Source organism: Bacillus thuringiensis (assembly GCF_022095615.2).
In the GTDB taxonomy this organism is placed as follows: domain Bacteria; phylum Bacillota; class Bacilli; order Bacillales; family Bacillaceae_G; genus Bacillus_A; species Bacillus_A cereus_AG.
The window spans coordinates 4,860,655-4,872,428 of sequence record NZ_CP155559.1 but is presented as its reverse complement, the minus strand read 5'-3'; the positions used below and the strand labels follow the sequence as shown (position 1 = coordinate 4,872,428).

Below are 11,774 nucleotides of genomic sequence, written 5' to 3'. Positions count from 1 at the left end.
ACATAATTCGTACAAGCTTATCATATAGTAGAAATAGGTAAAGGCATCACACACTGTGTGATGCCTTTTGCTACACCACCTGTGTGTTTTGGAAAGGGGAATTCCGCATTGAAACGTAGAGTTGCAATTATTGGAATGGTTGTTGCATTTTTAATTGGTGCTGGCGGAATGTTTGCAGGTATGTCTTTATTTGGGGTTAACCCAGCAGAAGTAACGCAAACAATTTCGAGTGGAAACGCTAGCACCGCGCAAGGGAATTTGGCAAAAATTAATGAGGCGTATGCACTAATTGATTCACGTTATGTGGAAGACGTGAAGGATGACAAGTTAGTCGAAGGTGCAATACAAGGCATGTTGTCTACGCTGAAGGACCCTTATTCCACGTATATGGATAAAGAAACGGCTAAACAGTTTAGTGAATCACTTGATCCTGAGCTAGAGGGGATCGGGGCTGAGGTGAACAAAACGGACGGTAAGCTTATTATCGTATCTCCAATTAAAGGCTCACCGGCAGAAAAGATTGGAATTAAACCGAATGACCAAATTTTATCTGTAGATGGAAATAGTGTGAAAGATTTATCACGTGAAGAAGCAGTATTAAAGATTCGTGGTAAAAAAGGAACGACTGTCGCGATTGAAATTAAGCGTACAGGAGTAGCTGATCCGATTGTATTTAAAATTAAGCGTGAAAAAATTCCAATCTTCACAGTGTTTAGTTCTGTGAAACAAGAGAGTGGAAAAGATATCGGTTATATGCAAATCACTTCTTTTGCTGAAAATACGGCGAAAGAATTTAAGGATCAGTTAAAAGAGTTAGAGAAGAAAAATATCAAAGGCTTAGTTATTGATGTGCGTGGTAATCCTGGTGGCTACTTAAATAGTGTAGAAGAGATACTAGGGGAAATTATGACGGATAAAAAGCCGATGCTACAAGTAGAGCAACGAAATGGTGAGAAAAAGAAATTCTCTACGGAACTGAAAGAGAAAAAGCCATATCCAATTTCAGTATTAATTGATAACGGAAGTGCTTCTGCTTCAGAGATTTTAGCGGGTGCGCTAAAAGAGGGAGAAGGATACGATTTAATTGGTGAAAAAACGTTTGGTAAAGGTACTGTTCAGCAAGCCGTTCCATTTAAAGATGGCAGCAACATTAAATTAACGATGTTTAAATGGTTAACACCGGATGGAAACTGGATTCATAAAAAAGGAATCGCGCCAACAGTAGAAGTTAAGCAACCAGATTATTATCATGCGACACCAATTCAAATTGAAAAAACACTTTCATACAATTCAAATGATGTGCAAGTAAAACATGCGCAAGAAATGCTTAAGAGCTTAGGATATGTACCGGGGCGTGAAGATGGATACTTTAGTAAAGAGACAGAATCAGCGCTGAAAGCATTCCAAAATGCGAATGAGATGGAAGCGACGGGACAGCTGGATAAAAAGACAGCTGAGGCGATTCAAACTAAAATTATTGAAAAAATCCGTTCTGGAGAAAATGATCTACAATTACAGTCTGCATTAAAATTAATAGCGAAATAAAAAAATACAGGCAGTTTGCTGCCTGTATTTTTTTGTGTTAAACAAACGCTTGTCCAGTTATGATAATATAAAAAGAAAGAATGATATAAATGGTGGTGAATGGGTTCGTGGAGGCATGGATTTTTGAAATAATGCGGGCAGTTGGACGTTTTTTCTTACACCCTGCTGTCTATGTATTTTTAATAAGTAGTATCTTCGTTGGATACTTACGTATGTTACGAGAACGAAAGGATTTTTCCTTTAAAGTTTATGATATTTGGTTTGAACTGCGAACATCTCTATTTGCGGGAGTTGGATACGGATTAATCGTATCTATTATTACAATTGGACTTGGCCTTGTCGTTTCCAAAGCGAGCTTATGGATCATCTTATTTTGGACGTTATTATTTGGATTAACTGCTATGTATCGATATTTATCAGCAGCTTATACATTTAGTATCGCAATTGTATGCGTTCTATTATCTTCTAAGCTACCAGTTTCCTTCTTACAGCTTGGAGAAGGTGAAGAGAGTACGATTGTGTCTCTTGCTATTTTACTAGGCGTCATGCTTGTTGTAGAGGGCTTGTTGATTTCTAAAAATGCAGTAGGATATTCTACGCCGAAGATTAGGAAGGGTAAGCGCGGGTTAAAGATTGGTTTACACGAATCAAAGCGTTTGTGGATCGTGCCTATTTTTATTCTTGTACCAGGTGATGCAGTAACGCAGTTTATTTCATGGTGGCCTGTCGTTTCAATCGGTTCAGATACCTATTCTCTATTCCTCGTTCCATTTTTAATTGGATTTATGAGAAAGATTAGAAGCTATGAGCCAACGGAAGCTTTATTATTTACAGGAAGACGTGTCTACGGATTAGCAGGAATTGTACTTGTTTTAGGAATCGCAAGTTATTGGTGGCACGTACTTGCCATTATCGCAATGGGAGTCGCAATGCTTGGGCGTTTCACAATTTCCATGCAAGAAAAAATTGCGGATGAGACAAGACCGGCGTACTTCGCTGCACGTAATGATGGACTTGTTGTATTAGATACAATCCCGAATACAATTGGGGCAGAGCTGAATTTACTGCCTGGAGAAGTAATTACGAAAGTAAATGGAGTCATTCCAGGAAGCGCTGAGGAATTTTATGATGCGCTTCAAACGAAGACGACAGGAGCATTTTGTAAGTTAGAAGTATTAGATACAAATGGAGAGCTTCGTCTTGCTCAAACGGCATTATACGCCGGAGGACATCACGAATTAGGAATTGTGTTTGTTCAGCAGGAGCATGAGTGGGATTCAGAAGCGATGTAATAGAAGAAAGGGTATCACCTTGTGGTGATACCCTTTTTGGTTGTGGGGGGAGGCGGGATTGGTAGTAAATGGGGTTTATATCGGCGAGTATTCAAATATATCGACTTTCCGGCAAAAAAACGACACCTATCGCAAACATTCTTTTTAGTTTCATAGACGGATAACTTGAATAATTATTTGATAATGGTTATCATTTAGGGAGTGTTTTTAATTTTGGAAAATGGAGGGAAGGTATGCTACGTAAATTTTTTTCTTACTATAAACCGTATAAAGGTTTATTTATACTCGACTTTTCTTGCGCGGTTGTCGCAGGATTACTAGAACTTGGCTTCCCACTTATCGTAAATCAATTTATTGATAAGTTATTGCCAGGACAAAACTGGACGCTTATTTTATGGGCTTGTTTCGGTTTACTTGCAGTGTATATATTAAATGCAGGCTTACAATATGTCGTTACATATTGGGGACATATGCTTGGTATTAACATTGAAACGGATATGAGGCAGAAGTTATTTGATCACATTCAAAAGCTATCATTCAGATTTTTTGACAATAATAAAACAGGTCATTTAATTTCACGTCTTACAAACGACTTAATGGAAATTGGGGAAATTGCTCACCACGGGCCAGAAGATTTATTTATCGCTGTTATGACTTTAGTTGGGGCATTCTCATTTATGATGATGATCAACTGGAAGTTAGCGCTATTAACGTTCTTCGTTATTCCATTCCTATTATGGTTGGCACTTTACTTCAATAAAAAAATGACAGGTACGTTTAGACGTTTATTCTCAGACGTTGCTGATTTTAATGCATGTATTGAGAACAACGTTGGTGGTATCCGCGTGGTACAAGCATTCGGAAATGAAAAGTTTGAGAAAGAGCAATTTGCTGTAAATAATGCTCGTTTCCGTACAACGAAATTAATGGCGTATAAAATTATGGCGTTAAATTCATCGGTTAGTTATATGCTCATGCGTCTCGTAACGCTTTTCGTCTTAATATGCGGTACATGGTTTGTTCTGCAAGGTGAATTAACGTACGGTGGATTTATCGGATTTGTTCTATTAACGAATATTTTCTTCCGCCCAATTGAAAAAATTAATGCGGTAATCGAAAGCTATCCGAAAGGGATTGCTGGTTTTAAGAGATATGTAGAGCTTCTTGAAACAGAGCCAGATATTGTAGACTCTAAAGATGCGATGGAAGTGAAGCATGTACATGGCGATATTCAATATAACAACATTACATTCGGATATGAAAATAAAGAACCGATTTTAAATGATATTAGTTTGAAAATACATGCTGGTGAAACTGTTGCGTTCGTTGGACCATCAGGAGCTGGGAAAACGACGTTATGTAGCCTATTACCACGTTTCTATGAACAATCATCTGGATCAATTCAAATTGATGGTATTGATACGAAAGATATGACGTTATCTTCACTTCGTAAGCAAATCGGAATTGTGCAGCAAGATGTGTTCTTATTCTCAGGAACGATTCGTGAAAATATTGCTTACGGAAACTTAAAGGCGTCAGAAGCTGAAATTTGGCAGGCGGTAAAACGTGCGCAGTTAGAAGACTTAATTTACTCACAACCAGACGGTTTAGATACTGTTATCGGTGAGCGTGGTGTGAAACTTTCTGGTGGACAGAAGCAGCGTCTAGCAATTGCTCGTATGTTCTTGAAAAACCCGCCAATTTTAATATTAGATGAAGCGACTTCCGCACTGGATACAGAGACGGAACTAGCGATTCAAAAATCACTTGCTGAACTATCTGTTGGCCGTACAACGTTAGTTATCGCTCACAGACTAGCAACGATTAAAAATGCAGATCGCATCGTCGTTGTAAATAAAGATGGTATTGCGGAACAAGGTTCACATGATGAGTTAATTGGGCAAGGCGGAGGATACAGTAGGTTATACGAAGCTCAGTTTAGTTCGTAAATATAATTTGTACTGAATTAGTGCACTATAAGTAGGTGGAAATCTCATATGGGAGGCTATAAAGTATGATTGTAACAACAACTTCTACAATTCAAGGAAAAGAAATTATTGAGTATATCGATATCGTGAATGGAGAAGCGATTATGGGCGCGAATATCGTTCGTGATCTTTTCGCTTCTGTCCGTGACGTTGTTGGCGGTCGTGCGGGCGCTTATGAAAGTAAATTAAAAGAAGCACGCGACATCGCAATGGAAGAGATGAAAACTTTCGCAAGACAAAAAAATGCGAATGCAATTGTTGGTATCGACGTGGATTACGAAGTAGTTCGCGAAGGAATGCTAATGGTTGCAGTGAGCGGGACTGCTGTCCGTATATAAAGTGAAAAAGCCGTGCTGATGCACGGCTTTTTCACTTTTATTGATGCTATTCTATGTCGAAGTTTCAATATTTCTTGGGAAATGCGGAAGGTCCTGTCGATATATAGGGAAGAAATTAGAGCGCTTCTTTACATTCTTGGATTTGAACTAATAATGTTTCGTATTCTTGTTCGAGAGATGTGATGTCATCGTGATGATTTGGTATGGAAATTCGGCCGATGATTTCTGTTAATTTTGTTTGTAATCGTAATAATTCTTGTTCAGTAACGTTTACAGAATCCCCGGTTGTTCTTTTTGTGTATTGTTCGTAATTACCATGGAAGATTCTTGGTTCACTCTCATCTACTTGTAGAATATGGTCTGCAACAGAGCGAATAAAGGCACGGTCATGGCTAATGAAAAGTATTGTACCAGGATACTCTTGTAACATGCTTTCTAATTCTTCTTGCGTTGCTAAGTCCAAATAGTTTGTCGGTTCATCGAGCAGAAGCATATTATAGTTTCCTAAAAATACTTTAGCGAGTGCGACTTTCATTCGTTCACCACCACTTAAAACGTGCACAGTTTTATGGACATCCTCACGGCGGAATAGGAGCCGTGCAAGTATTGTTCGAACGAATGCCTCCGTATAGTTTGTTTCTTCTAGAACGTTTTCTAAAATGGTTTTATCTGTTTTTAAAATAGATAGAGTTTGTTCGAAATATCCGATTTTACAACTTTTCGAAAGCTGAATGCCACGCTCGTTTGCGAGAAGCATGTTGAACAAAGTTGTTTTGCCGCTTCCGTTTGTTCCTAAAACGGCGAGCTTTGCACCAGGGGCAATAGTTCCATTCATATTTTTAAATAGTGTGCGATTACCTATTTTCTTTGTTGCTTTATTGAACTGTATTGCCACTTTACTATGAATAGGAGTATGGTATTGCACGTCAAACTGAGCTTGAGAAAGCTCCCTTGGCTTATCTTTCTTTTCTAATTTTTCGAGACGTGTCTCTAATGCTTTCGCGGCTTTGCTAACCTGTTCTTGGCCATGAGCGCCACTTAACTTGTAAAGTTTAGATTCAGATGAACTGAACCGTGTTGGGATTTTTGTCATGCTAGAAGCACGTTGCTTTTTTTGTGAAATGGACTGCTCTAACCGATTTTTTTCTTGTACATATTGCTCATATTCTGCTTGTTTTTGTATTTGCTCACGCTCTTTTTGCTTTCGATAGTTGGAATAGTTTCCTTTATATTCTTGAATCATTCCGTCTTCAATTTCAATAATTTTGGTACATATATTATCTAAAAAGTCACGATCATGCGATATTAAAACAAGTGCCCCTTTATAAGATAAAAGTGCCTTTTCTAATTGCTCTGTGCCGACCATATCTAAGTGGCTTGTTGGTTCATCAGCGAATAAAATGCCTGCATCTTGTTCGAGAGCATGGGCAATCTTTAGACGCATTCGTTCACCGCCGCTCATTGAATTTGAGACGTTTGAAATATTCCATTTTCCTTTTGCAGGAGAAGAAGCGATCTCTGGTAATTCCTCGCTAATTTGAGGAATGGTGGCGATAGAGCTATGATGAGTTACTATGCCTTTGTCAGCTTCTATTTCTTTACTTAATATTTGTAATAGCGTAGATTTACCAGCTCCGTTGACTCCGACAATTCCTATGCGGTCCTGTGCTTGAATTTCCAGTGATGGTAATGTAAATAGTGTGCGATCACCAAAGCTCTTTTCAATATTACGTGCGAATAAAATAGTCATAAAAAAACCTCCCTAGTTTCACTAGAGAGGATAAACGTCGCCCTTGCATGTAAAAAACCGTACATAAATAAACGATTTTTTACATGATCGTCTCGAAAGAAAGTATCGACAAATGGACAGACTAATCCTCTGCTAGTTTTCATCATTTTTGTTCACTATTTGTGATGGATGAAATAAATAAGAGAATTAGAACTTCATTGGTCAAAGTACCTTCCTTTCATAATATTACTTTCATTGTATGCGTATACAAAATGGTTTGTCAAACTTATTTCTGTTTGTGATTTTTGAATTCGTTATTATAAATTTGTGCTTTTGCTAGCGCCTCAGCATCATTTTTGATTTCATCCAATCCATTCGCATCCCCAATAACATACCCTTCAAATGATGAACCAACAAAATCAAAGATGTATTGGAACTGAGCGATAAGCGGTAATGCTTTCAGCTTTGGATTGTCTCCGCCAACGATGACAACGTACATTTTTTTACCTTTCATTTTTTCTTTGAAATGAAGAGATGTATCACGCAAGCTTTGTGACCAGCGATCGACGAAGTTTTTCATATGACCGCTCATTCCGTACCAGTATAGCGGTGTAGCAAAGATAATTGTGTTGTGCTCTAACATACGCTCGATTAACTGCTCGTAGTCATCATTTACAGGTTGGAATCCTTCTGCATCATGGCGCTGATCTATGATTGGGTGGACGATATGATCACGCAAGTAAATTTGTTCTGTTTCAATTCCATCAATCACCATATGTGTTAAAGCTTCTGTATTTCCGTTTTGTCTTGAACTGCCGTGTATAACAAACATGTAATCATCCCTTTTCTTTTGCTTGTTTTAGGAGTGAAACGTGTTTTTGCAAATTCGTTTGAATGCTAGAAAGTAATGAGATTTGCTTTGTTACTTCATTAAGTTTATCTTCATAAAGCGTAAGGATACTGCTGCAAGGATTTTCGTACAGGTGCGGCTCTATTTCGAGGCAACGCAGCATCCTTGCCGTCTCTTCTAAATTTAAGCCGATTTGTAAGTACATTTGAATAAGCTCCACTTTTTCGATGGCACTTTCATCAAAATCACGGTAGCCATTTGCGAGGCGCTTAGAAGGGAGTAATCCCTTTTCTTCATAATGTCTTAATGCCCTTTCGCTAACCCCGGTTTCTTTTGATAACTCTCCAATTCGCAATGCGTTTCACTCCTTTTACATGTATTGTAAACCTTCACACTAATGTGAAGGTCAACTCTGTTTTTTCACAAAAGAATCTACATGATTTAAAAACACTTGAATAGCTTTAGACGGAATAAAGTATTTGCCACGCACGATGGAGAATGGACGGATGAGTTGTTCATTTGGAACTTCGACGTGGAATAGTTCTTTTGCCAGTAGCTCTTTCCGTACAGTCCAATCAGAAAGTATAGCAATGCCAAGCCCGGCACTAACTGCTTCCTTCACGCTTTGAATACTACTGAATGTAAAGAATCTTTTCATTTTTAAATGGTGTTGATGAATAAAACGATCACTATAAGCGCGTGTTCCAGAACCACTTTCTCTTAATACCCATACTTGATCTTGGAGTGTGTTTTCATTTATTTCATTTGTACGGAGCAATGGATGGTTTGGCGGAACAACGAGCTTCATTTCATCTTGCATAAACGTTTCAACGTCAACGTCGGCGTATACGACTTGCCCTTCCACTAAGCCGATATCGATTTGATTAGAGCGAAGGCTTTGTAAAACGTCTTCTGTATTTGAGATAAAGGTATGAACTTCGACGTGTGGATTTTCATTCGCATAGTTAGCCAGTATTTTTGGAAGTAAGTATTCGCCAATTGTGAAACTAGCACCGATGCGAAGAGTTCCTGTTACAACGTTATGTAGCTCATTAATTTCTTGCTTAGCATCTTCGTAAAGAGAGAGCATTTGTTTTGCGTGTATATATAGTATGTTTCCAGCCTCCGTTACCTGGACGTGCTTTGGGGAGCGCTGAATAAGAGTAGTGCCAAATTCGTTTTCTAAGTTGCGTATATGCATACTTACGCCAGGCTGTGAAAGGTTTAATAATTCTGCTGCACGGGAGAAGTGTTTCTGTTCAACGACAGTAACAAAAATTTTTAAAATGTCTACGTTCATGTAATGGGATCCTTTCTTTTTCTATCATCTTATCATAAGTATTTCTGATGATAGAGATTCAATATTGATATTAAACTTATTATAGAAACTCTCTTATAATGTAAGTAGAAAGAACATGCATGTTCCAATACGATTATTGGAGTGGTACAAAGTGGAACAAACACTTGTTATACAAAAGAAGAAGGGCTTTGGATTTTCGCAAGGTATTGGGATTACGTTATTAATCGCGATTGCCGCGAAATATTTAGCAGAGCTTCCATTTTTAAATATTATGGGACAATTAGTAATTGCTATTCTAATTGGGATGGTTTGGCGAGCAGCTATCGGAGTTCCGCAAGAAGCGATAGCTGGAACGAATTTCGCGAGTAAGAAGTTACTTCGCTTTGGGATCATCTTACTTGGAATGCGATTAAATCTTGTTGATATTGCGAAGGCGGGGCCGAAAGTATTGGTCATCGCGGCGGTTGTTATTACATTTACTATTTTTGTTGTATACGGACTAACGAAAGTATTTAAAGTAGAAAAGAAACTTGGGATTTTAACAGCATGCGGGACAGCAATTTGTGGGGCGGCTGCGGTCGTGGCAATTGCGCCGCAAGTGAAAGCGAAGGATGATGAAACGGCAGTTGGTGCCGCAATTATTGCTATTTTAGGTACAATATTTACACTTATTTATACGTTATTATATCCGGTTCTTGGCTTATCTCCATATGGATACGGAGTGTTCTCAGGGGCGACGCTGCATGAAATCGCTCATGTCATCGCAGCTGCGGCGCCAGGGGGAAGCACGGCTGTAGATATCGCAGTTATCGTGAAACTAACGCGCGTTGCAATGCTTGTGCCAGTAGCGATTTTAATTGGATTATGGTTTGGTAAGAGTGAAGGAAGCAAGGAAAAAAAATCATGGCGCGATCTTCCAATTCCATGGTTCATCTTCGGGTTTTTAGCGATGAGTGCAGTGCATTCGCTTGGGATTATCCCAGAAGTTGTTGCCGGATACATCGTTATTCTTGCTTACATGCTTATCGCAATGGCGATGGCGGGGCTTGGTTTAAATGTAGAATTTAAAACATTCCGTAAGTTAGGAAGTAAAGCATTCGTCGCGGGGTTGATCGGCTCGGTTTGCCTATCGGTTCTTGGGTATGTTCTTGTATATGTATTAGGATTTATGTAGTCGGATGAAAAAGCTGTTCCAAAAGGTATTTTTGGGACAGCTTTTTATTATGCTTATAGGGCTACAGATGTCGATATATTTGGAAAATCACCGATATAAATGGAGTTGCACTGATATATTTGGGGAATCGCTGATATAAATGAAGTTGCGCTGATATATTTGGGAAATCGCTGATATAAATTGAATTACTCTTGTACTTTGTTAGAGAAGATATGCAGTGAAACGTTTTTCTAAAATTTGTAAAGATATCTTTACTTGCAACTGGAAAATATTTATAATTAAAGTAAAGATATCTTTACTTTCGAAGGTGGAGCCTATGGGTGTGAAAAATAAAATAAAAGAGTTAAGAAAGCAAAATCATATAACGCAAGTTGAAATGGCAAAGGCGATGCAGGTGACGCGGCAGACGATTGTGGCGATTGAAAACCATCATTATAACCCGAGTCTAGAGTTATCCCTAAAAATCGCCAAATATTTTGGGTTGAAGGTAGAAGAAATATTTACGCTAGAGTAAGGGGAGAAAAAATGGATGATACTAAAAAGTTATTTATCGGTGCGACTTTTGGATTGTTTTTGGGTGATATTATAGTTCATATTATGAACCCGGCTATACCAATTTTACCGCTCGTAGTGAGTAACGTTTTAGCAATTGCATTTTTGATGGTGTATGTGTATTACAAAAAGCGTAAGTACAGAAAAGAGGAACTTCCCGATATAGATGAGCGAATAAATGAAAATATAAAAAAGTATGTAAACGTCTCATTTATATTCGCATTTCTGTTGCTTATTGTTTATATTGTTGCGAGTAAAGTAATAGGCAGAGCTGTTATACCAGTGCAAGAAATATTTATAATATGTAGTTCCTTATTTGCGGGTAGTCTCATCATAGGAGTCATGATAGGGAAACGAGCATAGAGATAGGAGGAATGAAAAATGCAAGATGAGTTTGAGAGATTCCAGTCAGATAAAGCGTTTAAATATGTAGGGTTATTTTTTACGATTAGTTTAGCGATATGGAGTTTATATAATTTAATTGTTGATGGAAATGCTGGTATGCCGTTTGTTTTATTTGTACTAGGGCAGTGGGTGTATTTTCTTGTGAACTATTGGCCGAAGTGGAAATATAGAAATCAAAAAGAGGCTGATCATGTATGAGTAAACAAGATATTATACGGTTCATAGGAAGTTTATTTTTAGCGGGTCTTGTTTTAAATGTGAGTTTAATGATTTTAAGTATGTCGTGGGGAACGATCTTCATATCGAATGTAGTACTAGTTATTTTATATGGTATTTCGGAATATAGAGAACAAAAGTGTTTGAAAGAAGAGGGAGTACCGTCGATTGATGAGCGAGTTGTGAATAAGATGAAGTCGTATTTTACGATTTGTATTACAAGCTTCATTTTCTTGTTCATTATGTATCTTTGTGTAAATAAGTATTTAGATAGGCAAGCAGTACATGTAAATGAGTTATTATATATTGCTATTTTTGGTTTATTAATAAGTATGGCATCGACGAGTGTGTTAGCAACAAGGAATAGATAGAAAAAGGGGAACTG

Annotated in this window: 13 protein-coding genes; 9 read left to right on the top strand and 4 right to left on the bottom strand. The window is 38.0% G+C overall.

Annotated elements, in window-relative coordinates; genetic code table 11:
• Positions 1-60 precede the first annotated feature (60 nt).
• From KZZ19_RS25380 to KZZ19_RS25365, 4 genes are all read left to right on the top strand, one after another.
• Complete coding sequence (locus KZZ19_RS25380) at positions 61-1,545, top strand: S41 family peptidase (RefSeq protein ID WP_237981331.1); 1,485 nt, start codon at positions 61-63, stop codon at positions 1,543-1,545.
• 89 nt (positions 1,546-1,634) lie between these two features.
• Entirely contained in the window at positions 1,635-2,837 is a 1,203-nt protein-coding gene (locus KZZ19_RS25375) for a PDZ domain-containing protein (RefSeq protein ID WP_237981266.1), read from the top strand.
• Between the two features lie 233 nt (positions 2,838-3,070).
• Entirely contained in the window at positions 3,071-4,786 is a 1,716-nt protein-coding gene (locus KZZ19_RS25370; RefSeq protein WP_237981267.1) for an ABC transporter ATP-binding protein, read from the top strand.
• A 65-nt stretch (positions 4,787-4,851) separates the two neighbouring features.
• On the top strand, positions 4,852-5,163 hold the full coding sequence (locus KZZ19_RS25365) for a heavy metal-binding domain-containing protein (RefSeq protein ID WP_000637523.1): 312 nt from the start codon (positions 4,852-4,854) through the stop codon (positions 5,161-5,163).
• Positions 5,164-5,278: 115 nt separating this feature from the next.
• On the opposite strand, the gene abc-f is transcribed toward KZZ19_RS25365, so the two are convergent.
• The 4 genes from abc-f to KZZ19_RS25345 all read right to left on the bottom strand — a co-directional run bounded on the left by abc-f (position 5,279) and on the right by KZZ19_RS25345 (position 9,042).
• Positions 5,279-6,913 (bottom strand): ribosomal protection-like ABC-F family protein, encoded by a 1,635-nt coding sequence (gene abc-f, locus KZZ19_RS25360; protein ID WP_237981268.1) that lies wholly within the window; start codon positions 6,911-6,913, stop codon positions 5,279-5,281.
• A gap of 265 nt (positions 6,914-7,178) precedes the next feature.
• Entirely contained in the window at positions 7,179-7,724 is a 546-nt protein-coding gene (locus tag KZZ19_RS25355) for a flavodoxin family protein (RefSeq protein WP_237981269.1), read from the bottom strand.
• Positions 7,725-7,728: 4 nt separating this feature from the next.
• Complete coding sequence (locus tag KZZ19_RS25350) at positions 7,729-8,097, bottom strand: MerR family transcriptional regulator (RefSeq protein ID WP_237981270.1); 369 nt, start codon at positions 8,095-8,097, stop codon at positions 7,729-7,731.
• Between the two features lie 51 nt (positions 8,098-8,148).
• Positions 8,149-9,042 (bottom strand): LysR family transcriptional regulator, encoded by an 894-nt coding sequence (locus tag KZZ19_RS25345; RefSeq protein WP_237981271.1) that lies wholly within the window; start codon positions 9,040-9,042, stop codon positions 8,149-8,151.
• A gap of 151 nt (positions 9,043-9,193) precedes the next feature.
• On the opposite strand from KZZ19_RS25345, the gene KZZ19_RS25340 reads away from it, so the two are divergent.
• From KZZ19_RS25340 to KZZ19_RS25320, 5 genes are all read left to right on the top strand, one after another.
• Positions 9,194-10,216: a YeiH family protein gene (locus KZZ19_RS25340; RefSeq protein ID WP_237981272.1), complete on the top strand. Its 1,023-nt coding sequence runs from the start codon at positions 9,194-9,196 to the stop codon at positions 10,214-10,216.
• A gap of 316 nt (positions 10,217-10,532) precedes the next feature.
• On the top strand, positions 10,533-10,730 hold the full coding sequence (locus KZZ19_RS25335; protein WP_000538362.1) for a helix-turn-helix transcriptional regulator: 198 nt from the start codon (positions 10,533-10,535) through the stop codon (positions 10,728-10,730).
• Between the two features lie 11 nt (positions 10,731-10,741).
• Positions 10,742-11,131: a hypothetical protein gene (locus KZZ19_RS25330; protein ID WP_237981273.1), complete on the top strand. Its 390-nt coding sequence runs from the start codon at positions 10,742-10,744 to the stop codon at positions 11,129-11,131.
• 18 nt (positions 11,132-11,149) lie between these two features.
• The gene (locus KZZ19_RS25325; RefSeq protein ID WP_016118885.1) at positions 11,150-11,371 is read left to right on the top strand and encodes a hypothetical protein; all 222 of its coding nucleotides are present in this window, start codon (positions 11,150-11,152) and stop codon (positions 11,369-11,371) included.
• Entirely contained in the window at positions 11,368-11,760 is a 393-nt protein-coding gene (locus tag KZZ19_RS25320; RefSeq protein ID WP_088098386.1) for an ATPase, read from the top strand. The genes KZZ19_RS25325 and KZZ19_RS25320 overlap by 4 nt, the downstream gene beginning before the upstream one ends.
• Positions 11,761-11,774: the final 14 nt, after the last annotated feature.

What these genes read in the sequence shown, in the direction of transcription:
- KZZ19_RS25380 (WP_237981331.1), top strand. Translation starts at nt 61, where the DNA reads ATGCCTTTTGCTACACCACCTGTGTGTTTTGGAAAGGGGAATTCCGCA.
- KZZ19_RS25375 (WP_237981266.1), top strand. Translation starts at nt 1,635, where the DNA reads ATGGTGGTGAATGGGTTCGTGGAGGCATGGATTTTTGAAATAATGCGG.
- KZZ19_RS25370 (WP_237981267.1), top strand. Translation starts at nt 3,071, where the DNA reads ATGCTACGTAAATTTTTTTCTTACTATAAACCGTATAAAGGTTTATTT.
- KZZ19_RS25365 (WP_000637523.1), top strand. Translation starts at nt 4,852, where the DNA reads ATGATTGTAACAACAACTTCTACAATTCAAGGAAAAGAAATTATTGAG.
- abc-f (WP_237981268.1), bottom strand. Translation starts at nt 6,913, where the DNA reads ATGACTATTTTATTCGCACGTAATATTGAAAAGAGCTTTGGTGATCGC.
- KZZ19_RS25355 (WP_237981269.1), bottom strand. Translation starts at nt 7,724, where the DNA reads ATGTTTGTTATACACGGCAGTTCAAGACAAAACGGAAATACAGAAGCT.
- KZZ19_RS25345 (WP_237981271.1), bottom strand. Translation starts at nt 9,042, where the DNA reads ATGAACGTAGACATTTTAAAAATTTTTGTTACTGTCGTTGAACAGAAA.
- KZZ19_RS25335 (WP_000538362.1), top strand. Translation starts at nt 10,533, where the DNA reads ATGGGTGTGAAAAATAAAATAAAAGAGTTAAGAAAGCAAAATCATATA.
- KZZ19_RS25330 (WP_237981273.1), top strand. Translation starts at nt 10,742, where the DNA reads ATGGATGATACTAAAAAGTTATTTATCGGTGCGACTTTTGGATTGTTT.
- KZZ19_RS25325 (WP_016118885.1), top strand. Translation starts at nt 11,150, where the DNA reads ATGCAAGATGAGTTTGAGAGATTCCAGTCAGATAAAGCGTTTAAATAT.
- KZZ19_RS25320 (WP_088098386.1), top strand. Translation starts at nt 11,368, where the DNA reads ATGAGTAAACAAGATATTATACGGTTCATAGGAAGTTTATTTTTAGCG.